Source organism: Arthrobacter sp. B0316-1-20 (assembly GCF_059091865.1).
The window spans coordinates 110,938-132,251 of the sequence record NZ_JBNHHC010000014.1 but is presented as its reverse complement, the minus strand read 5'-3'; the positions used below and the strand labels follow the sequence as shown (position 1 = coordinate 132,251).

Below are 21,314 nucleotides of genomic sequence, written 5' to 3'. Positions count from 1 at the left end.
GTGGGCGGCCCGGACTGGCTCCGAGGCGCCATCCCCTACCCGTTCTCCGGGCTGTTCGCCCCCTCAGCCCCGGGTGGGGTTTTCGGGGTAGGCCATCCTGAGAATACTGGTCCCATGAGCCTCTTTCGGACCAAGTCAATCGAGCAGTCCATCGCGGACATGACGGAGCCAGGGCGGGAGCTGAAGCGCACGCTGAGCACCTTCGACCTGATGGTCCTCGGTGTGGCAGTCGCCGTCGGGGCGGGCATCTTCTCCGTCGGCGCGAAGGCCGCCGGCAGCTACGCAGGCCCGGCCGTGACCGTGTCCTTCGTGCTGGCGGCCATCACCTGCGCGCTGGCCATCATGTGTTACGCCGAGTTCGCGTCAGCCATTCCCGTGGCCGGCAGCGCCTACACCTATACTTACGCAACTCTGGGCGAACTGCTGGCCTGGATCATCGGCTGGGACCTGATTCTGGAGCTGTTCACGGCGGGGGCCGTCATTGCGAAGTATTGGGGGATCTATCTCAGCAACGTCTTCCTGCTCTTCGACATTAATGTCCCGACCACGGTGAATGTCTTCGGCCTGGAGCTCACCTGGGGTCCGCTGCTGATCGTTGCTGTCTTCACGACCCTGCTGGTTCTTGGCACCGAGCTGTCGGCGCGGGTAAACAATGTCTTCACCATCATCAAGGTTGCCATTGTCCTGTTCGTGATCGTTGTCGGCTTCACGTACGTACGGGCAGAAAACTACACGCCGTTCGTGCCGGAGCCGGTCGCCACGGCGAGCGCCGGGGGGAACGTCTGGACGCAGTCGCTGTTCTCCTTCCTCAGCGGCGCCGAGCCCCAGCAGTACGGCGTGGTGGGCATCCTGGCGGGTGCGGCACTGGTGTTCTTCGCCTTCATTGGATTCGACGTCGTGGCTACAAGCGCCGAAGAGGTGCGCAACCCGCAAAAGACGCTGCCGCGGGGCATTTTCGGCGGCCTGGCGATCGTGACCGTGCTGTACATCCTGGTCACCCTGGCCCTGACGGGCATGGTGTCCTACCGGGAGCTGGCGGAAGCCGACGAGGCCTCGCTGGCCACGGCGTTCATCGGAGTCGGGGCGGATTGGGCCGCACAGGTCATTTCGGTGGGCATCCTGATCGGGCTCACCACCGTCATCATGGTCCTGTTGATGGGCCTCGCCCGGGTTGCCTTCGCGATGAGCCGTGACGGCCTGCTGCCGCGATGGCTCAGCCACACCACCGAGCATCAAAAGACCCCGGCGCGGGTGCAGATCCTGGCCGGGGCCCTGGTTGCCCTGGTGGCGGGCTTCACCAACGTGGACGTTCTGGAAGAAATGATCAACATCGGCACCCTCTCGGCCTTCGTGCTGGTGAGCATCGGCATTGTCGTGCTCAGGAGGAAGCGGCCGGATCTGCCCCGCGCCTACCGTGTCCCGGGCTCGCCCGTGGTGCCGATCCTCTCCGCGGTGCTGTGCTTCTGGCTGATGCTGAACCTGACCACGCTCACGTGGGTGCGCTTCGCTGTCTGGCTGCTTATCGGCTTCGCCATCTACTTCCTCTACGGCCGCCAGCATTCGCGGCTGAACCATCCGGAGCTCATATCACTCGAACACGAGCGCGAGGAACACCGCCGACTGGAGCACGAGCAGCGTGTCCGCGGCCGGAAGGACCACCGGCACAACCCGGAGCCCTAGCTCCTGCGCCGACCATTCCGCTGGAAATATGCCATGCCCGCACGCTTGGCGGACCACCGGTGACGCCGTCCTCCGCATGCCGTCAGCGTAACCAGCGCCTCAACCCGGAAACCCGATATCAGCGGTGGCGGTTAGCCGGGGTGGATCGGGGTCGTCCAGTAGCTTGGATCGGAGGAAGCGGCTGCCAGATCAGTAAGCAGGGCAATGCCGGACACGGCCCAATCGATCTCGCCTTCCGCTCGGGCTATGAGGCCACGGTAGACATGAGCCTTAAAAGCCACGATGGCCGCATGCTCACCTTCCGGGGAGCGTGCAAGGCGGCGGCGCATGAGGTCTGTTCTGGCGTTTTCTATATCTTCCAAATGCGCAACGTATCCATCGCGAAGCTGTCGGTAATGATCGGCGTGTGCTTCGAACTGCCGTCGCGCGTTGGCGGGAGTGGAGAACTCCAGGTACAGCGCTTTGAGGTACTGCGGATCCCTGAGCGGTGGCTGGGGGCCGACCTCCTCAACCCACCGGTTCAGCTCCGCTCTGCCTATATCAGTCAGGTGGTAGGCGATCTTCGTCGAACGGGAGCTATTCGAACGCTGTACGACCTCGGCGGAAATCAAGCCTGCGACTTCCAGTTTCCTCAACTCGGGATAGATCTGCGTGTGCCCGGCGCGCCACACGTGCTCGACGCTGCGAGCGAATTTCTGCGTCAAGTCGTAGCCGGTGAACGGGCCCGATTCTATGAGCGCCAGTAGCGCGTGACGCAAAGACATCTCCGGCTTCCCTTCTCCGCGGACTTCCCACCATCCTACTGAGTAAATACATATGTAAGTGTTGACAGATGTACGGATTGGCGGTTGCATTCTTTCTAACACCAGAGTGACGGGCATCACTCTAGCGACAGAAGGGCCGGCGACATCCTCGGCCGGGCCTCCAGTTGCTGGAAACCACATCCAGACCAAGCGAGGCCAAGCCAGCATAAACACAGGCACCCGCAAAACCGGCCCGGAAGCAAAGGATCCGAACATGCACTCCAAGGCGATCCCGTCAACGCCCGCATCGCAAAGATCGACAGAGATTTCCGACCTCGTGGACGCCAATCACATACTGTTCGACCAAGGCGTTTTGGACGCGTTTGGGCACGTAAGTGCACGCGCTTCGTACGATTTCACCAAGTTCCACCTGTCACGAAATCTCGCACCTGGCATGGTCACGGAAGAGGACATCCAGGAATTCGACCTGGACGGAAACACCAAAGACTCCCGACCGGCCTACCTTGAGCGGTACATCCACGCTGAAATCTACCGCGCCCGCCCGGATGTCCGGGCAGTGGTTCACAGCCATTCTCCCGCGGTTGTCCCTTTCAGCGTCGTGGATACGCCGCTGCAGCCGGTGTTGCATATGGCTGGCTTCCTGCCCCTGAAGACGCCGGTGTTCGAGATCCGGCAGACCCTTGGAGACGGCTCCGATTTGCTGATCCGAGATGGAAGGTCCGGCTCCGACCTCGCGAACGTGCTTGGTGCCGGTTCGGTAGCACTAATGCGCGGACACGGATCCGTCGCGGTGGGCGATTCACTGAAGATCGCCGTGTACCGGGCCATCTACACAGAGATAAACGCAAGGGCCCAAGCAGAAGCCATGCGTCTGGGTTCCTACACGTGCCTGACCGCTGAAGAGGGGGTAGCAACAGTTATCACCATGGCATCACAAATTGAACGTGCATGGGGTGTGTGGCGCGCACGCGCTCAGTCACGGGTGAGCGGCAGCTAACTCCTTCTGCCCTCCCGATCCTGCCCAAGCAAAAATCCATGAAGGAAGAAACAATGGGACGCTCATCAATCGCTGTCGCCGCCGCCGGACTACTCAGCCTCGTCCTCTCAGGGTGCGGTGGTGCGGAACCCGAACAAGCGGACAATCCGTCCGCCGGAGAACCAAGGGAAGTAGTCATAGCAACCCAGGCAATCGTGGACTCCGCCCCTCTATACCTGGGCGCCGAAAAAGGCTTGTTTGAAAAGCAGGGCATTGACCTGACAATCGAGACTTCCGCAGGTGGAGCGGCCGTAGTGCCCGGCGTGGTTTCGGGCGATTTTGATTTCGGCCGTGGAAACTTGCTTTCCACTATGCTCGCCGCCGACCGTGGCCTGGACCTCAAGTGCATTGCAAATGCCAACACAACCGCAGGCGACCCCGATTTTGGCGCAGTCGTCGTCCTCAAAGACTCTCCCATTAAGACAGTCGCAGATCTCGCCGGGAAAACGGTGTCAGTGAACACGCTGGCAAATATCGGGGACACCACAATCCGCTCGGTCGTCGAGGACGCGGGCGGGGATCCCTCCAGCATCAACTTCGTGGAGGTCGGTTTTTCGGAAGCGCCCGCTGTACTGGAGAACAAACAGGTAGACGCGGCCTGGATTCTTGACCCTTTCCTGACGGAAGCGCTTGATCACGGTGCCCGGGTGGTGTCGTATAACTTCTCGGAGTTCCATCCCGAGCTCGATATCTCGTGCGTCTTTGCCTCCCAGGCACTCATCGAAAGTGATCCGGAACTGGTCAGCAGCTTCCAAACGGCTATGAACGAGTCGCTTGAGTACTCCCAGGAGCACCCCGACGAGGTCCGCGACATCGTGAGCTCCTACACCAAAATCGACCCCGAAGTCCTGGACCGGATCGTGCTGCCAGTATTCAGAACCGAGTTCAACCGCGAAGCCGCCCAGAAGCTGGGTGAAAAAGCGACGCAATACGGCACTCTCTCCAAGGAGCCTAATCTCGACGAACTGCTGCCCCCGCAGTAGGAAGGACACCTGTGACGAAACTAAGTCTTTCCCTCGCAGCCGTTAACTACGACAGATTGCGGGCCATCGAGGACGGCCGCATTCGACCGGAAGGTATCGACCTCAACTTCATTTCTCTACCTGTGGAGGAAACCTTCTACCGGCAACTGAAGTACCAGGAATTCGATGCCAGTGAGATGAGCCTGTCCTCGTATGTCCTGACCCTCAACGAGCCCGATCCTCCCTACATCGCCCTTCCCGTCTTTCCCTCGCGCTACTTCCGGCACCAAACGATGTTTATTAACAGCAGGTCCGGCATCAACGAGCCCGCTGACCTCATGGGCAAGAGAGTAGGCGTCCCCGAATATCAGATCACCGCCGGGGTGTGGCAGCGAGGGATGCTCCAAGACAAATACGGGATCAACCCGGAAGACATGGCTTTCTATTCAGGCGGGGTGGAGAACACCGGCCGAGCAGAAAAGCTCGAACTGGATCTGCCGCCTGGGGTTAACGTGGAACCGATCCGCCCTGACCAGACACTGTCGGAAATGCTCGTCAACGGTGAACTGGATGCTCTCTTCACCGCGCACGTCCCCTCCGGATTCTATGAGCACGAGCACATTAGGCGGCTATTCCCCGATTACAAAACGGTTGAACAGCAGTACTTCATTGAGACCGGGATTTTTCCCATCATGCACGTTCTGGTGGTGAAACGGTCGCTCTATGACCGGCACCCGTGGCTTGCCGCTTCCCTGATGAAAGCATGCGACGAAGCCCTTCAGATAGCACGGGCTGACTTGATGTACAGAAGTTCACTGAAGATCATGCTGCCGTGGCTTTCAGACCACGTGGAAGAAACGCAACGGGTCTTGGGCGATGACTATTGGACCTACGGTATAGAACCCAACCGGAAAGTGCTCGAAACCTTTCTTCGCTACTCCCATTCACAGGGCCTGGCAAAAAAGCTTTGGGATCCGGCAGAAATTTTCGCTCAGAACGTGGCGAGCTCCTATGTCATCTAACAATGCAATCCGGCCCCCTGGAGAGGTTGGGCACCATCCCGCTGCGGCGCGACCGGCACGGGAGAGGCATGCCCAGGGACCCGTCGGACGGGTGGGAACCGTCCGAGGAACTGGAACAAGGCTGGCAGCAGATCCATCCGGACCTGCTCATCCGCCGGCTACGCGAACGCGCGCAGCTGGCAGACACGAGCAGGCGGCGTCGGCGCCCGCCTGGGCACCGACGCCGCCTGTCGCTTTGCTAGCTGCTGGCTTCGCCGGTACGGGAACCGAGCTGCTCGTCCAGACGCAGCAGGCCGGGCCCGTCGTCGTTGACCAGCTTGACCCGGCCGATGATCTCACCGACCGTGGCTTCTTCCTCCAACTGCTCGTCGACGAACCAGTTGAGCAGCGGGATGGAGTCGATGTCGCCCTCCTGCTGGGCGAGCCGGTACAGGTCGCGGATCGACTCGGAGACCTTCTTCTCGTGTGCCAGCGAAGCTTCGAACGCCTGCAGTACGGTCTCGGCGAAAATTGTCGGAGCCGTGATCGCCTGGATCTTGGGGTGGGCGCCGCGGTCCATCATGTGCTCGATGAACTTGTTCGCGTGGACCACCTCTTCCTCGGCCTGGGCGCGGAACCAGCCGGCGATCCCGGGCAGGTCGATGGCATCCATCTCGATGGCGAGCTGGCGGTAGACCACGGAGGCCTGGAGTTCCAGCGTGACCTGGTCATTAAACGCTTCTGCGAGTTTTCCTGTGAGTCCCATGGCACCAGATTAGGCGCCGGTTTGTATCCCCGCCAGCAAGGTAAGGCAAGCCAAGATTAGGGAAGCCTCGGCTACCCGTTCCCTGAACTGCCGGTGGCGCTGAGCGGCACGCCGGGCTTCGCCAGCCCTTCAACCACGACGGCGAGGGGAAGCTTGGCCAGCTCCTCCGGCTTGAGCAGCAGCTTGCTGGAGCGGTTGCCGCCGCCCATCACCACGCGTTCCCGGTCCAGCACGGCGGCATCGATGTAGACGGGGTGGCCGGAGGTCCCGACGGCTGTCACTCCCCCAATCTCCATGCCGGTCACCGCCTGCGTGGTCTCCGCGTCGGCGAAGGACGCGCGCTTGACGCCCATCAGTTCGCGGACCGTCTTGTTCACATCCAGCCGGGCGGTCCCCAGCACCACGCACACCGCGTACCTGGCCGGTTCCACCTTCTTCGACGCCACCAGGATGGTGTTGGCCGACTGCTCCAGGGCGAAGCCGTAGTGTGCACAAAACGCCGCCGTGTCCGCCAGATCCGGGTCGCAGTCGAGGACCTCATAGACGAGACCGTTCCCGGCGAGCGCTGCCTCGACGGCGGGCAGCAGTTTGGTCGTGCTCACTGCGCCCCGGTTGCCTCGACGGTCTTGGTGACGGCGGCCAGGATGGCTTCGCCGAGCTCGGCCGGTTTGGTGAACTGAGGCCAGTGCCCCGTGGGCAGGTGCACGTACTCCACGTCCCGGATTCTGGCCAGTTCGACCACTTGGGGTGCGCCGGCGTCGATCCAGCCCTGCAGCTGTTCGGGCGTGAACTCGCAGGTGATCACCGTGACCGGCACGTTGAAACGCCGCTCGTCAAAGAGGTGCTGCGGGTCGGAGGCGACGCCCCTTGGCTGCGGGATGGCCCGGGCGCGGAACGCGGCGCGGAGCTCCTCGTCGAGGTCCACCAGGTCTTCCTCCTCGAAGAGGCTCCAGTCCGGCAGCGGCACCTCGTCCCCTTCGGCCGGCAGTTCGTCGTTGATCACGCCGCCTTCGCCCAGCGGCCCGCTGTCCACGTAGACGGCGCGGGCGATCCTGTCCGGCCGCTGGTCCACCACGCCGTGGATGATGGCCCCGCCGCCGGAGTGGCCCACGAGGGCCACCGGCCCGTCCAAGCCGTCCACTGCCTTGACGGTCGCGTCGATGTGGTCGCGCAGTCCGATCCCCGCGCGCGGCGCATCCGGCGCTTCCAGTCCGGGCAGGGTCAGCGGGTGTACCCGGTGCCCGGCGGAGACCAACGGCGGGGTCACCTCCGCCCACGAGGATGCGTCCAACCAGAATCCGGGTACCAGGATGATGTCCATGTCAGGTGACTCTAGTGCCCGACCGTGACCCCGAACACCCTTGAGGCGGAATTCAGGACAGCCACGGTCCCTGAGACGGCACACGGAGGAGCACGGCGGCGGCCCGCCTGCCCGAAGAGCCATAGGCTGGCTTCGGAAGGCTTATTGGCCCGACCCGGAGGACCGCATGGGAATCATGAACGACCTGCTGGGGCCGGCCGCCGTCGAGCAACTGGGCACTTGCCTGGCCGGAACCGGTGACCAATCTGCGTGGCCGGCGCTTCGGGAAGCGGGAGGTCGGCTTGAGCCGCTGCCCCTGCGGGCCCGCGCCGACGTGCTGGCGGAAGCGCTCCTCGTCGACCTGGCTGCCGGTTACGAACCGGCCGCCGCCGTGATCCGCGCGGCGCTGGACGACGGCGCCTTCACCGGCTGGATGCTCTGGCCGGTGGGTGAGGCGGCCGTGACCCGCGCCTTGGAAGACGGGAGTCAGCGGGCCTTCGACGACGCGATGGCGCTGCTCGCGGAACTGACTCCGCGGATGACGAGCGAGTTCGCCATCCGCCGGCTGTTGATCCGAGACCTGGACCGGGCGCTGGGAATCATCCGGGACTGGACGGCCCACCCGGATGACCAGGTGCGGCGGCTGGCCAGCGAAGGGACGCGGCCGTACCTGCCGTGGGCCGTCCGGGTTCCCGGTATCGTCGCCCGGCCGGCGGCCACCTTGCCGATCCTCGACGAGCTGTTCCAGGACGAGAGCGACGCCGTCCGCCGCTCGGTGGCCAACCACCTGAACGATGTCTCGCGGCACGCCCCGGAGGACGTGGTGGCGACCGCGGCCCGGTGGAACGCTGCGCCGGGTGCCCACACCGCCCGGGTGGTACGGCACGGGCTGCGCACCCTGGTGAAGAAGGCCCATCCCGGTGCGCTGGCAGCGCTGGGTTTCACCTCCAACGCCCTCTCGGTGGCCGTCCCGCAACTCGAGCGGGACACTGTCCACCTGCCCGGGGAGCTCGGCTTCGCCGTCGAGATCCGCAATGAAGCGGACGCCCCGGCCCGGGTGGCGGTGGACTATGTGGTCCACTACGTCAAGGCCAACGGTTCGCTGGCTCCGAAGGTCTTCAAGCTGGCGGTGGCCGACCTCGCCGCGGGCGAGGCCCGGCAGTTCCGCAAAGCCCACGCCTTCCGCCAGATGACCACGCGCGTGCATTACCCCGGCCGGCACCTCGTCCAAGTTCAGGCCAACGGAACGCTGTCGCCCGAGGCGGGCTTCGACGTCGTGCTCTGACACATGCGCCGTGCGCACACGTTGGAATTCGCTCTCGGCATGGTGCGCCCGCATCTACCGGCTTGGGCCGGTGACATCCGGTAATCTTGCTCCAACGTTTCTCCGGGGTGCAGGCCCTGACGGCACACCCGGAGGCTCCGACCCGTCCCACAAGGAAATGCGCATGAAGTTTGACTTGCCCTTGCCGCAAAGCACGTGCAGCGCGGCGCGCATCCGTCCAGGCGGACTCATCCGACAGACAGGACTCCTATGACCCCGTTGGCCGAGCAGGAACGCAAGCTCCAGGTTTCGCACCACGACGCTGAAGACATCGGCGGGCTGGCCGCCGACATCGTTGCCAGCCTCCTCGAAGAGCTGCCCCGTCCCGTCATCGGGCTGGCCACCGGGTCTTCACCGCTGCCGCTGTATCAGTCCTTGGCGCGGCGCCGCCTGGATCTGTCCGGGGTCCGCTGGTTCGCGCTGGACGAATACGTGGGACTTCCGGCCGGGCACCCGGAGAGCTACGCGCAGGTGATCGACCGGGAAGTGATCCGGCCGCTGGGGCTCGACCGGGCGTCGGTCCTGCTGCCGGACGCCGACCGGGCCGACGTGGACCGGGCCGCGGCGGACTATGAAGCGGCCATCGCGTCGGCGGGCGGGATCGACCTGCAGATCCTGGGCATCGGCCACAACGGCCATCTGGCCTTCAACGAGCCCGGCTCGGCCCTGGATTCCCGGACCCGGGTCGAGGAGCTGACGATGACGACGCGCCGGGCCAATGCCCGGTTCTTCCCGTCGCTCGACGACGTCCCCACCCGCTGCATCACGCAGGGCCTGGGCACCATCCTGGATGCCAGGCGGCTGCTGTTGTTGGTGCAGGGCCGGGACAAGGCCGACATCCTTCACCGCGCGCTGACCGGGCCCGTCGACCCCGACTGCCCGGCCTCGGTGCTCCAGCTGCACCCGGACGTCACCGTCCTCACCGATGTCGAGGCGGGCGCCCGGTTTTCCGCCGGATAGGCCTCGATTCCGCCATGACACGTCACGGCGCCGGCAGCACCAACGGCTCCCCCGGCCCGTTCGGCGAAGCGGAACGGGCCCCGCTGCCGGGCGGCCGGACAATCCTCAGGGGCAGAATCCATACCGGCGAGGTTGAACTGCGGGACGGAGCCGTTGCGGTGTCCGGCGCGGAGATCAGCTACGTCGGCCCGACGGAGGCCCTGCCGCCCGGCGAGGCGGACACCGTCGTCGACGTCCCCGCCGGCCAGAGGGTGATCCCCGGGTTGGTCGACCTGCACTGCCACGGTGCCTTCGGCGTCGATTTCACCACCGCCCCCGAAGCGGACGCGCGCCGCGCGGCGGCCGGCATCCATGCTGTTGGCACCACCACCCTGCTGGCGAGCCTGGTGACCGCTCCGCCCCCGGATCTGCTCGGCGGACTCGACGTCCTCTCGCGGATCGCCGCCGACGGCGAGATAGCGGGCATCCACGTGGAGGGGCCGTTCCTGTCACCTGCACGCTGCGGCGCCCAGGACCCACGCTGGCTGCTGGAACCGGACCTCGGCCTGGCACGGGAGCTGCTCGCCGGCGGCCGCGGCTTCCTGCGCACCATGACGTACGCGCCGGAACTGCCCGGCGCCGACGAACTCGTGGAACTGCTCGCCGGCCACGGCGTGGTCCCCTCGCTGGGACACACGGCGGCGGAGAGCGCGGTCGCGGCCGGCTCCCTGCGCCACGCACGGACTGCCCTCGCCCGGCGGTCTGGCGAGGGGCCGGCGGTGCCCACGGTGACGCACCTGTTCAACGGAATGGAGCCGCTGCACCACCGCTCCCCCGGCGCCGTGGTCGCGTGCCTCAGGGCCGCCCGCGCCGGCGAGGCCGTCGTGGAGCTCATCGCGGACAATATCCACCTGCACCCCGACCTCGTCGTGACCATGTTCGAACTGCTGGGCGCGGACAACATCGCCTTGGTCACCGATTCGATGGCGGCCGCCGGACTATCGGACGGCGTGTACTCCCTGGGACCGGCGGAGGTGCGGGTGCACTCGGGAGTGGCCCGCCTGGCCTCCGGAGCCATCGCCGGAGGCACCGCCGGCATGATGGACGTGGTGCGGAACGCCGTCGAGGCCGGAGTGCCCTTCGACCGGGCCCTCCGGTCGGCCACCGTGGTCCCGGCCCGGACCATCGGCCTGGCCGGCAGCGTCGGCACCTTGGCTGACGGCATGTTGGCCGACCTCGTGATCATCGATGAGGCCCTGGCGCTCACCGGCGTCATGCGCCGGGGCCGGTGGCTGGGCCGTCACTGAGCGCGGCAGGACCGGGCGGGGATGGAATACCAGCCTGCCGGCCACGTTGTGACTGGTATGCAGCCTGCCTCCCTTCCGGTCTCCATCCTGGACCGCGCCAACGCTCGTGAGGGCACCTCGGCGTCGGCGGCCCTGGGCGCCACCATCCGCCGGGCCCGGCATGCCGAGCAGTTGGGCTACCACCGCTTCTGGGTGGCCGAGCACCACGGTGTGCCGGGGATCGCCGGTTCGGCTCCGACGGTGCTGATGGCCGCGGTGGCATCGCAGACGGAACGCATCCGCGTCGGCTCCGGCGGAGTGATGCTGCCCAACCACCAACCGCTGGTGGTGGCCGAACAGGCCGCCACCCTGCAGGCACTTTTTCCCGGCCGGATCGATCTCGGGATAGGACGCTCCGTCGGATTCACGCCGGCGGTACGCGCGGGGCTGCGGCAGGAGAAGGGCGCCGCGGACCGCTTCGGCGACGACCTGGCAGAACTGATGGCCTATCTCGATGGCAGCGCCGCCGTCACTGCCCGCCCGTACGACGGCGGTGCGACGCCGCTTTTCGTGTTGGCCACCGGCAAGGGGGTGGACATTGCCGCCCAGGCCGGCCTCGCCGTCGTGGTGGGCGGTCCTGCCTCTACCGGACGGGATGCGGAACCGGCCCGCAGGGTTCTGGCTCGCTATCGGAAGGATTTTCGACCCTCCTTTTCATACCCCGAACCGTACGTGATCGCCTCTGCGACCGTGGCCGTTGCCGAAACCGCCGACGAGGCGCGGGACCTGCTGCTGCCCGAGGCGTGGGCAATGGCGTTGTCCCGCACCCGCGGGGAGTTCCCGCCGCTGGCGCCCGCCGACTCCGTCCGGTCAGCTCCGATGACCTCCCGGCAGGAGCGCCTGGTGGCCGAGTCCCTGGCCGCCTCGGTGCACGGAACCGCCGACCAGGTGGGCCGGCGGCTCGGACGCTTGCTGGAGGTGACCGGTGCCGACGAGCTCATGGTCACCACCAACACCTTCGATACGGCCGCGCTGGCCGACACCGACCGGCGGCTTGCCGCGCTGTTGGGCCTCCGGCGTCAACTCAGTTGAACTACTTGGCGGCGGGTGCGGGTCAGGCCCCGGACACGGTTTCGACTTCCACGCGGACGACGTCGAGGAACTTCTGGAACCCCGGTTCTTCCACTGGAAAATGTCCGCATCCCTCGAGCTCAACCAGCCGATGGTTCCCGGCAAGCCGGCTCAGGAACCGGCTGCTGATCCCTGTGGGGGTCCACCGATCCTCGCCCGGATGGACCAGCAGGACGGGCGGTCCGCCGTATGACTCCGGCGGCACTGCCGGGCCGGCCTCCAGGAACGACCGGAACCAGCTCAGTGGCATGGAACCTCCCCCGCCGCGCGAATCGCGCAGGACCTGGGCGGATAGTTCGGGGTCGTTGGAAATCTTCCGCATCGGAGCGACCCACCGCAGCGGAAAAGGCATCCGCTCAGGCGGCCCGCTGATGGCCTTGAGGAAGGGCGCCGCGAGACGGGCCATCCACGGGGCACGCACGAGGGCCGAGCGAACGCCGGGGTCGGTGCCGTCGAGCAGGCACGTCACGATCACCCGGTCGCCCCTGCCGCTCAAGGCAGCAGCATCCAGCGCCAGCATGCCGCCCATACTGGCCCCCAGGAGCAGCAGCGGCCTCTGATCGGCGATGCGCGCCGCCAGGTCCGCCAGAAGCCGCTGCCAATCCTGATACGAAATGCGCGCGCTTCCGCGGGGACGCGTACGTCCATAGCCCGGAAGGTCAACGAGCGTGACGAGGGCTCCCAGTTGCGACAGATGCGCCGCAAAGGGCCACATGGCCGCAGCGTTCCCTCCCCCGCCGTGCACCAGAAGCATCCGCACCGGCGCTTCAGGGGCCCCGACGTGTTCCACGTGTACGTCCCACCCGCGCCACGCCCAGGTCTCTGCGCGCCGTTCAACCGACGGATCGATTGGACGAACGTAGGGCTCGTACCTACGGTCGGCCGCTGTGAAACCCACGCCCTGATCCTTCCCGACGACGCTCATTTACGCCTGCCCGCCAAACCCAGGTCCGGGCGGAGGGCTTCGGCGGGTGTAGGCGTCAGGGACAAATAGCCGATTCCGGGAAGCGCCTCGCGGAGTCCGGCGGTCAGACGTCGCCGGAGAAGATGGTAACCGTCGACGGTCATGGCCGGGTTCACCACAAGCGTGGCGGAAACATTGAGCCGATGGCCATTCCAGCGAAGCCGCACCTCCGTCAGTCCCTTGACTTCGCTCTCGGCCAGCAGAATCTGTTCGGCACGGTCGACGAGTTCAGGCTCCACGCCGTCGAGCAGGCGGCGGCCGATGTCCCGGGCGGTGCCCCAGAGCAGGACAATGATCGCGGCGGTGATGACCAGGCCAACGATGGGGTCGGCCAGCGGGAAACCGAGCCAGACCCCAATGACACCCAGAACCACGGCCAGCGACGTGAAGCCGTCGGTGCGGGCGTGGATGCCGTCGGCCACCAAGGCGGCCGAGCCGATGCTCCGCCCGACCCTGATCCGGTAGATGGCCACCAACTCGTTGCCGGCAAAACCGACGAGCCCTGCCGCGAGGACCCAACCCAGGTTGTGCAGGGGCTGCGGGTTCAGCAGCCGGTCAATGGACTGCCAGCCGGCACCCAGGGCCGAAAGCGCGATCATGGCCACGATGAACAGTCCGGCAAGGTCCTCGGCCCGGCCAAAGCCAAACGTATAGCGGCGGGTGGGCTGCCGCGTCCCCAGGATGAAGGCGGTCCACAGTGGGATGGCGGTCAGCGCATCGGAGAAATTATGGATCGTGTCGGCCAACAGGGCGACCGAGCCGCTGATCACCACGACAACCAGCTGCAGCACGGCGGTGGCACCGAGCCCTGCGAGGCTCAGCTTTACCGCGCGGATGCCCTTTGCACTGGATTCCAGCGCATCGTCGATGGAGTCGGCGGTGTCGTGGCTGTGCGGGACAAAAAGCCCGTGAAAAAACCCTTTCAGCCCCGTCGGATGATCGTGGTCGTGGCCGTGCGGGTGCTCGCCGTGGCTGTGGCCGTGCCCGTGGTTGCCGTGGTCGTGGTCATCGTCGCTGGGCCCGTGACCGCCGTGGTCGCGCCCGTGCTCGTCTGCTGCCTCTTCGGCCTCGCCGGCTGCAGAGTGTCCGGCCTGCGGATGCGCGCTCATGATGCCTGCGGCCGGGGGGCGCTGTGATGTGCCGGAAGACCACCGAGGGAGTGCTCCGCCTGGAAAACAGCATCGGCAACCAACTGCCGGGCATGTTCGTTCTCCAGCCGGTAGTACACCTTGGTGCCCTCCTGCCGCGCCGCCACGATGCGTCCCAGGCGCAGTTTCGCCAGATGCTGCGATACCGCGGCCGGCGACTTTCCCACCGTCTCGGCCAGTTCGTTCACCGGCAGCTCGGTATCCCGCAGGGCCAGGATGATGCGCACGCGGGTGGCGTCGGCCAGCATCGCAAAGACCTCGACGGCCAGCTCAACATACTGGCTGTCTACGTCGAGCCTGCAACCCTTCTTATCTGCATTCATACGCAGATGATTGCACAACCCGCCCCGGACGGCAATGGTTCACCGCGGGAGAGTGGTCAGAGGCTGGCGAGGGATTTCGCCTTCCTGGTCTTCAATGATGGTCTGTGCCAGTTCCTTGGCCTGCGGGTTGGAGCCCCGGTCCACTTCCTGCTCGGCCATCTTCACGGTTCCCGCGCGGGCAGAGGCTCTGGCTACTGGATGCGTTCCGGGTCCAGGTCAATCCGCCGCAGCACCTGGGCGTTGAGGGCGACCACAATAGTGGAAACGGACATCAGGATCGCCGCGATGGCCGGGGAGATGGCGACTCCGGCGAAGGCAAGCACACCGGCGGCCAACGGCACGGCGATGATGTTGTAGCCCGTAGCCCAAATCAGGTTCTGGATCATCTTGCGGTAGCTGGCCCGGGACAGGTCGATCATCGACAGCACGGACCGGGGGTCGTTGCCCGCCAACACGACGCCGGCAGATTCCATCGCCACGTCTGTACCGGCTCCGATGGCGATGCCCACTTCGGAGCGGGCCAAAGCTGGCGAGTCGTTGACGCCGTCGCCGACCATCGCCACTTTCAGACCGCGTTGCTGCAGTTCGGTAACCTTCTTGTCCTTGTCCTGCGGCAGGACCTCGGCGAAGACCTCGTCGATGCCCAGATCGCGACCCACGGAGTTTGCGACCTGGCGGGCGTCCCCGGTGATCATGGCGACCTTGAGCCCACGCTCCTGCAAGGCCCTGACTGCCGCCCGAGACTCGGGACGCACCCTGTCTTCCAGGGCCAGCGCCCCGATAATCTTGCCGTCGCGAACCACGTGCAGCACACCGGCACCCCGATCCATCCAGGCCGAAGTTTCTTGGGCTACGTCCGCCGCCTCGGCCAGCTTCAACTCCCGGAGCATGTTCGGCCCGCCCACGGAGATGTCGGCCCCGTCCACCACGGCGCGCACGCCCCGGCCAGTGCTGGAGGTGAAGTTGCGGCCGGTCAGACCCAGTCGTGCCGCCTCGGCGTGTTCGGCGGCAGCCCTGACGATCGCGCGGGCGACGGGGTGTTCGCTGTCGGATTCGGCGGCCGCAGCCAGGGCCAGCAGCTCGCCTTCAGTCACGCCCTCCACTGCGGCGACGGCGGTGACCGCGTGTTCGCCTTCGGTCAGCGTGCCGGTCTTGTCGAACAGGACGACGTCGATGGTGCGCATCCGCTCCAGGGCGATGCGGTTCTTGATCAGCACGCCGGAGCGGGCGGCGCGTTCGGTGGAGATAGCGATGACCAGCGGGATCGCGAGGCCGAGCGCATGCGGGCAGGCGATGACCAGAACGGTCACCGTGCGAACGACGGCCTCGTCGGGACTTCCGAGCAGCAGCCAGGCGCCAAAGGTGATGATGCCGGCCACCAGCGCGAAGTAGAACAGCAGGGCAGCAGCCCGATCTGCCAGGGCCTGCGCCCGGGACGACGATGCCTGGGCCTCGGCCACGAGGCGCTGGATGCCGGCCAGCGCCGTGTCGGAGCCCACGGCAGTGATCTGGACCCGCACCGAGTTGTCCGTGGCGACCGTGCCGGCGACCACCGTATCGCCGGTCGCCCGGCCGACGGCTTTGGATTCCCCGGTGATCATCGATTCGTCGAACTCGGCCCCGCCGTCGATGATCCGCCCGTCTGCGGGCACGCGGGCACCTGAGCGCACCAGCACGATATCGCCGGGGGCGAGGGACCCGACCGGCACGGTGCGGACACTTCCATCGCTGTTGACCACGTCCGCCTCGTCCGGCAGCAGGGCAGCCAGCGCGTCGAGCGCTCCCTGCGCGGAGCCCAGGGCACGCATTTCCATCCAGTGGCCCAACAGCATGATCACGATCAGCAGCGCCAGTTCCCACCAAAAGTCCAGGTCGAACCCGCCGATGCCCAGGGTCGTGATCCAAGAGGCGGCGAACGCGACCGTGATGGCCATCCCAATCAGCAGCATCATGCCCGGCTGCCGGGACCGCAGTTCATTCGCCGCGCCCTTCAGGAAGGGGGTGCCGCCATAGAAGAAAATAATGGTGCCAAGTACCGGGGGGATCCACGCCGCCCCTGGGAACCCCGGGACGGTGTATCCCAGGAGCATGGCAAACATCGGGCTGAAGAACACCACCGGGACCGAAAGGACCAGGGACAGCCAGAACTTGTTCTTGAACATGGCCGTGCTGTGCCCGGCGTGCTGGCCATGCGTATGGACGGCATGTTCTTCGTCCACCGCCGAATGTGCGGGTCCGTCCGGCATGGCCTGCCCGTGCGTTTCATGGTCGGTCATCATCGGACCCTGGCCCTGATGCCGATGCTCCGGGCCAGGTCTTTGGGTGTGCTGGCCTGAATTGTCGAGGTGCTGCGAATGCTCGCTTTTCATGGCTCTTCTTTCGCGGGCGCCCCTGCCTTTGAAGTCGGGGCGGCCCTTCGCGGGAAACCTGATCTTCAGGAGGCAATAAGCTCGTAGCCGGCGTCGGCGATGGCCGACCGAACGGCGGGGTCGCTGGCGGGCGATACCGCCAGAAGGGTGACGGTGGAAATGCCGCCGGGAACGAGGGCGACCTGAACGTCCCTCACGTCGTCGAGAGCGCCCAACGCGTCCGCAACGCTGGAGGCGCAGTGTCCGCAGGTCATGCCGGCCACCCGGTACTCTGCCTGAACGGCCGGCACCATCGACAAAGCTTCCGGCTCGCGGCGGGCGGTCCGTTCTTTCGAGACGCAGGTCGGGGCGCAGCAGGAGCATCCTTGGGCGGACTTGGCGGTCAGGGACAGTTCCCGGTTTAGGGACTCGGCCATGGTGTTCTCCTCACACATCATCGGTGCTGGCTGCGGGAAGTGGGAACGCCAGACCCTTGGAATGACGCTCCGCCGCCGAAGCCGGTGAGGACCTTCACTGCGTTGAAGCCCTGTCGGGCTCGTGACGCTTGTTCCGGTGAGACTGAAGCTATACCCCCCAGGGGTATCTGTCAAGGTAACGTAAGCCGTGCCTCTCGGAGGACATGGTTGCCGACCTCACCAAGTGCATCCGCACCAATCTGGACTGCGCCGACATCTGCGCAGCCACCGGCCGCGTCCTCTCGCGCCACACCGGCTACGACGCCAATATCACCAAAGCACTTCTGGAGGCCTGCCGGACTGCCTGCAAGGCCTGCGCCGACGAATGCGGGCAGCACGCGGAGATGCACGAACACTGCAAGGTCTGCGCGGAGGCTGCCGCCGGTGTGAACGCGCCTGTGACGAACTCTTGGCCTCGCTGGGAAGCGGCGCTTCCAAATAGGCCGGCCCACCTCTTATCTCGCTGCAGGCGGCAGCCGCCTGTCGCCGGCCCGGGACTCGGGGCCCGGGGCACTCCCAGCTAGGAGCCGATCTTCAGGCCGTTCCAGCCGCCTACACCTACAGTGATTCGCTGTTGGATTTTCTTCGAGGAGACGTGGTATTTGCTGCTGACACCGTTTGGAGCGGTGTAGGTCTGGTAGGTCGCGCTGAGCGGTGCCGCGGCTTGGGCCGGAGTGCTGACAACCAGGGCTGATGCGAGCACAGTCGTCCCGAGGACTGCTCCCAGGAGCGCGCGGATGAGGGCCTTCATCAAACTGGATCCGTTCATAGTGCTGCCGCACTGCGCGAATGCGGGCACGGGTGCTAAGGGATGCAATCGGACGTAAGGGCTCATCCGTAAGGAATCTCGGGAAAGCGTGCCAGTTGCCGCTATCGAAGCGCTCTATCCGAACGTCATAACGAGGCTGGCTCGCAAAAACCGGCCAGAACCGCTCCGTCCTGTCGGCAGCGGTCCGGCCGCCTGTATCCTGCCTCGCTGCGAGATACTCAGGCCCGTCCCTTCAGGATCAGATGCCAGTAGACCTGCGGGAGGATCCGCCGGTCCATCACCCACTGCCAGCGCCGCTCCTTGGCCATCCTCAGGCCCGGGTAGCTCGGTTGGGGGCGATATTGGTCGTCGAACTCAGCAAAGAACGCGGTGCGGCGGCTCAGCGTGAACGGGCAGACTGAGTAGCCGTTGTAACGCGCGTCAGGCGCGCGCCCGCCCAGAACAGCGGTGAGGTTTTTCGCCAGTACCGTGGTCTGTTTGCGGAGCGCCCCGCCGGACTTGGAGTTCCGTGTTCCGGCGGCGTCGCCGAGGGACCAGACGTTGGGAAATCGCGGATGGCGCAGGGTCTCCGGATCCACCTCGACGAAGCCGCCACTGCTCCCTTTCTGCGGCAGCGACGTGGCCTTCAACCAGTTCGGCGCCGACTGCGGCGGAACCGCGTGCAGCAGGTCGTACCGGACCTCCCGGTTCCCCGACCCGCCGTCCAGCACCAGTGTCTGCGCCGCGGGGTTGACCGAGGCGACGGTGGTGGAGGTCCTCAACGTGATTCCGTACTCGTCGATCTTGCGCTGCATCTCCCGGTCCACCTCCGGCATCCCGAAGACGGTAGGAGTCGGGACCACCATTTGGACGTCGATGTCCTTCAGCACGCCCTGTTGGCGCCAGTAGTCACAGGCCATGTAGGCAATTTTTTGGGCGGCGCCTGCGCACTTTGCGGGCCCCGGCGGCTGGGTGAATACCGCCGTGCCGGAGCGCAGCCCTCGCACCAGGTCCCATGTCTTGGGGGCAAGTGCGGCGTCGTAGTTGGACGAGCCGTGCGGCGAAACCATGGCCTCGGCCAGCCCCGGGACATCGCCCCAGTCCAACTGCAGGCCCGGGCAGACCACCAAGTGCTCGTAGCCAACACGATCGCCTCCGGCCAGGACGACGACGTTCTCCTCCGGCCGCACATCGGCCGCCTCCCCGCGGATCCAGTCAACCCCCTGCGGCATGACATCTGCCTGGGGTCGGACCGCTTCGGCCATCCGTGCAGCCCCGGCTCCTATATGGGAGAACAGCGGTTGGAAGTAGTGCTGATCCCGAGGTTCGATGATTGCGATGTCCTCGACCTTCCACCGGCGAAGCCGCGCGGCCAGCGAGATTCCCGCATTGCCGCCGCCGACAACCACTATTTGATGGTGCTTGTCCATGTTTCGGCCTTCCGTCGTTGGCGGCCGCGCCCCCGCCGCATCCGCCCAGTCCACAGCGCCCAGGGCCGTCCGTCAAGGGCTGGAGCGAGCAGGGACCGGGTCATGAAACGTCGAACGTCGATCTCCAAAATGCAGCGGTATGCGCAGTATGGGGCTGGGCCGTTACGGCAGCCCTGTACGATGAAGCGGTCGGGTTCCGGCACATGCGCAGGGCCGCGATTGGCGGCTGCGAGCACCAGCGCGACCGGTGCGCCAGCGGGTTTCTATGCCTCATCTAGCGGCATGACGGCTAGAGCGGACGTTGGCCTCAAGGCCCTTATCACTGCCAAAGTATGTGGAAAGGGCGTCGAAGTCCCGCGTCTTCAGTGGAGCTTAGGGGAATCGAACCCCTGACCTTTTCATTGCGAACGATAGGTAGAACCCTTATAAAGTCAAGGCAATAGGCACTTTGAGTGACGAAAAAGTGACGACGCTACTTGAAGCCCAAGGCTTCCAGCGCGGCATTAAGGCGCGCTGCGCTGTCGTGCAGGTCGTCGTCAAACAGACCAGCGTAGGTATCCAAGGTCATCGTTGCCGAGGCGTGTCCAGCAATCCGTTGCACCACCTTGACGTTAGCCCCGGCCTTGATGGCAAGACTTACCGCGGTATGCCGCAGGCTGTGGAAGGTGGGGCGGGGAAAGGCATCGTCATCCGAGGCCGCAGCTGCGGCCTCGATCGCTGGCTGGTAGTGACGCTTCGCGAATAGGCCGTTCCTGAGCACACTCCCCCGAGTGGAGCTGAATACCCGTTCCGTGCTGTCTCTGCCCTCAATCTCTACAGCGAGCCTGTCTGCAACCAACGCAGGAACCGGCACCGTTCGATTCTCCCCGCCTTTCGTCGGCCCGAGGATCAGTTGCCCTCCGACCTCTGCAAATGCCTTTGTCACGGCAAGCTGGGGCTTGTGACCAAGCGTCACATCGCCCACCGTCAGAGCGGTAATCTCCCCCCACCGCAATCCGGTTACGCCAGCAAGCAGGATCATCAGCTCATACTCCCCGGACTGCTCTGCTATTGCCAGAAGTTGAGGCATCGTCAAATAGACATGCTCGCGTGTGCGCCGCTTTTCGGGCACGTAGTCGGCTTGCCCTGTTGCGTCCTTGGCTGGATTCGTTGGAAGGTACCGACGCCGGACGGCAAACCCCATAAGTCGCCCGAAGGTGAGGGCGATCTCCCGGCGAGTAGCCGCTCCAGCTGGCTTCCCGTCTTTGCCCTTTAGTGTCGTAATCCACTCTGACGTCCGGTCATAGGTGACTCCAGAAAGCGGTGTCTCGCTCCAGCGCGGACCAATGTAGTTCTCGAACTGGCGACGATAGTTGTCCACCGTTTTCGGACTGGCCGGCTTCCGCCCGGTGGCCCCTACGCTCTTGATCCTCTCGATCCACTCCGCGTAGAGCTTACCGACCGTCAGCTTTTGGCTCAGCTTGGGGTCGATGTAACCGCCACCACGCAGAGCCTGCCTGTTCCTGGCCTCAAAGTCTTCAGCTTCCCGCTTCGTCCCGAACCGCTTACGCTTCCGGTTCCCGTTCGGGTCCGTCCAATCAACCTGGAATCGGCGGTCCTTGGCCGGTGTCGCTGCCCAAGTCTTACCCGTCTTTTTACTTTCCCCAACGATGATGTTCTCAATTGCCACAGCATGACCTTACCGTCAC

Annotated in this window: 21 protein-coding genes and 1 pseudogene; 9 read left to right on the top strand and 13 right to left on the bottom strand. The window is 65.4% G+C overall.

Features of this window, described 5'->3' with window-relative positions; translation table 11 throughout:
• Positions 1 to 114 precede the first annotated feature (114 nt).
• Positions 115 to 1,680 carry an amino acid permease gene (locus AC5RW2_RS22565; protein ID WP_494074638.1) on the top strand — a complete coding sequence of 522 codons (1,566 nt, stop codon included), beginning with the start codon at positions 115 to 117 and terminating at the stop codon, positions 1,678 to 1,680.
• Between the two features lie 131 nt (positions 1,681 to 1,811).
• Here the strand turns inward: AC5RW2_RS22565 and AC5RW2_RS22560 are convergent, their stop codons facing one another.
• Entirely contained in the window at positions 1,812 to 2,444 is a 633-nt protein-coding gene (locus tag AC5RW2_RS22560; protein ID WP_494074637.1) for a PadR family transcriptional regulator, read from the bottom strand.
• Positions 2,445 to 2,697: 253 nt separating this feature from the next.
• On the opposite strand from AC5RW2_RS22560, the gene AC5RW2_RS22555 reads away from it, so the two are divergent.
• Genes AC5RW2_RS22555 through AC5RW2_RS22545 form a run of 3 tightly spaced genes read left to right on the top strand, consistent with a single transcriptional unit; the run spans position 2,698 to position 5,464 of the window.
• A complete protein-coding gene (locus AC5RW2_RS22555) occupies positions 2,698 to 3,441 on the top strand; it encodes a class II aldolase/adducin family protein (protein ID WP_494074636.1) in 744 nt (247 codons plus the stop codon).
• Positions 3,442 to 3,479: 38 nt separating this feature from the next.
• Entirely contained in the window at positions 3,480 to 4,463 is a 984-nt protein-coding gene (locus AC5RW2_RS22550; RefSeq protein WP_494013658.1) for an ABC transporter substrate-binding protein, read from the top strand.
• A gap of 11 nt (positions 4,464 to 4,474) precedes the next feature.
• Complete coding sequence (locus AC5RW2_RS22545) at positions 4,475 to 5,464, top strand: substrate-binding domain-containing protein (RefSeq protein WP_494074635.1); 990 nt, start codon at positions 4,475 to 4,477, stop codon at positions 5,462 to 5,464.
• Positions 5,465 to 5,702: 238 nt separating this feature from the next.
• On the opposite strand, the gene AC5RW2_RS22540 is transcribed toward AC5RW2_RS22545, so the two are convergent.
• From AC5RW2_RS22540 to AC5RW2_RS22530, 3 genes are all read right to left on the bottom strand, one after another.
• Positions 5,703 to 6,209, bottom strand: coding sequence for a ferritin (locus AC5RW2_RS22540; RefSeq protein WP_494000945.1), 507 nt, complete (start codon positions 6,207 to 6,209; stop codon positions 5,703 to 5,705).
• Positions 6,210 to 6,280: 71 nt separating this feature from the next.
• Positions 6,281 to 6,811, bottom strand: a complete 531-nt coding sequence (locus AC5RW2_RS22535; RefSeq protein WP_494074634.1) for a YbaK/EbsC family protein — start codon at positions 6,809 to 6,811, stop codon at positions 6,281 to 6,283.
• The gene (locus tag AC5RW2_RS22530; protein WP_494074633.1) at positions 6,808 to 7,530 is read right to left on the bottom strand and encodes an alpha/beta fold hydrolase; all 723 of its coding nucleotides are present in this window, start codon (positions 7,528 to 7,530) and stop codon (positions 6,808 to 6,810) included. The genes AC5RW2_RS22535 and AC5RW2_RS22530 overlap by 4 nt, the downstream gene beginning before the upstream one ends.
• Positions 7,531 to 7,696: 166 nt before the next feature.
• Here AC5RW2_RS22530 and AC5RW2_RS22525 point away from each other — a divergent pair, with 166 nt between their 5' ends.
• The 4 genes from AC5RW2_RS22525 to AC5RW2_RS22510 all read left to right on the top strand — a co-directional run bounded on the left by AC5RW2_RS22525 (position 7,697) and on the right by AC5RW2_RS22510 (position 12,150).
• Entirely contained in the window at positions 7,697 to 8,794 is a 1,098-nt protein-coding gene (locus AC5RW2_RS22525; protein WP_494074632.1) for a DNA alkylation repair protein, read from the top strand.
• Positions 8,795 to 9,043: 249 nt separating this feature from the next.
• On the top strand, positions 9,044 to 9,793 hold the full coding sequence (locus tag AC5RW2_RS22520) for a glucosamine-6-phosphate deaminase (protein ID WP_494074631.1): 750 nt from the start codon (positions 9,044 to 9,046) through the stop codon (positions 9,791 to 9,793).
• A gap of 14 nt (positions 9,794 to 9,807) precedes the next feature.
• Positions 9,808 to 11,079: an N-acetylglucosamine-6-phosphate deacetylase gene (locus AC5RW2_RS22515; RefSeq protein ID WP_494074630.1), complete on the top strand. Its 1,272-nt coding sequence runs from the start codon at positions 9,808 to 9,810 to the stop codon at positions 11,077 to 11,079.
• A 21-nt stretch (positions 11,080 to 11,100) separates the two neighbouring features.
• Entirely contained in the window at positions 11,101 to 12,150 is a 1,050-nt protein-coding gene (locus AC5RW2_RS22510) for an MsnO8 family LLM class oxidoreductase (RefSeq protein WP_494074629.1), read from the top strand.
• A gap of 22 nt (positions 12,151 to 12,172) precedes the next feature.
• Here AC5RW2_RS22510 and AC5RW2_RS22505 read toward each other — a convergent pair whose 3' ends face one another.
• The 6 genes from AC5RW2_RS22505 to AC5RW2_RS22480 form a co-directional block, all read right to left on the bottom strand.
• A complete protein-coding gene (locus AC5RW2_RS22505; protein WP_494074628.1) occupies positions 12,173 to 13,087 on the bottom strand; it encodes an alpha/beta hydrolase in 915 nt (304 codons plus the stop codon).
• 23 nt (positions 13,088 to 13,110) lie between these two features.
• Positions 13,111 to 14,262, bottom strand: a complete 1,152-nt coding sequence (locus AC5RW2_RS22500; RefSeq protein ID WP_494074627.1) for a cation diffusion facilitator family transporter — start codon at positions 14,260 to 14,262, stop codon at positions 13,111 to 13,113.
• On the bottom strand, positions 14,259 to 14,624 hold the full coding sequence (locus AC5RW2_RS22495; RefSeq protein ID WP_494013649.1) for an ArsR/SmtB family transcription factor: 366 nt from the start codon (positions 14,622 to 14,624) through the stop codon (positions 14,259 to 14,261). The genes AC5RW2_RS22500 and AC5RW2_RS22495 overlap by 4 nt, the downstream gene beginning before the upstream one ends.
• A gap of 39 nt (positions 14,625 to 14,663) precedes the next feature.
• Positions 14,664 to 14,789, bottom strand: a complete 126-nt coding sequence (locus tag AC5RW2_RS22490) for a DUF305 domain-containing protein (protein ID WP_494074626.1) — start codon at positions 14,787 to 14,789, stop codon at positions 14,664 to 14,666.
• Positions 14,790 to 14,815: 26 nt separating this feature from the next.
• A complete protein-coding gene (locus AC5RW2_RS22485; RefSeq protein WP_494074625.1) occupies positions 14,816 to 16,900 on the bottom strand; it encodes a heavy metal translocating P-type ATPase in 2,085 nt (694 codons plus the stop codon).
• A gap of 158 nt (positions 16,901 to 17,058) precedes the next feature.
• Complete coding sequence (locus AC5RW2_RS22480) at positions 17,059 to 17,409, bottom strand: heavy-metal-associated domain-containing protein (RefSeq protein WP_494074624.1); 351 nt, start codon at positions 17,407 to 17,409, stop codon at positions 17,059 to 17,061.
• Positions 17,410 to 17,597: 188 nt separating this feature from the next.
• On the opposite strand from AC5RW2_RS22480, the pseudogene AC5RW2_RS22475 reads away from it, so the two are divergent.
• A pseudogene (locus AC5RW2_RS22475) lies at positions 17,598 to 17,890 on the top strand (four-helix bundle copper-binding protein); the annotation flags it as partial.
• A gap of 78 nt (positions 17,891 to 17,968) precedes the next feature.
• Here AC5RW2_RS22475 and AC5RW2_RS22470 read toward each other — a convergent pair.
• From AC5RW2_RS22470 to AC5RW2_RS22460, 3 genes are all read right to left on the bottom strand, one after another.
• Positions 17,969 to 18,199, bottom strand: coding sequence for a hypothetical protein (locus AC5RW2_RS22470; RefSeq protein ID WP_494074623.1), 231 nt, complete (start codon positions 18,197 to 18,199; stop codon positions 17,969 to 17,971).
• 236 nt (positions 18,200 to 18,435) lie between these two features.
• On the bottom strand, positions 18,436 to 19,626 hold the full coding sequence (locus AC5RW2_RS22465) for an NAD(P)/FAD-dependent oxidoreductase (protein ID WP_494074622.1): 1,191 nt from the start codon (positions 19,624 to 19,626) through the stop codon (positions 18,436 to 18,438).
• 472 nt (positions 19,627 to 20,098) lie between these two features.
• A complete protein-coding gene (locus AC5RW2_RS22460; protein ID WP_494074621.1) occupies positions 20,099 to 21,295 on the bottom strand; it encodes a site-specific integrase in 1,197 nt (398 codons plus the stop codon).
• Positions 21,296 to 21,314: the final 19 nt, after the last annotated feature.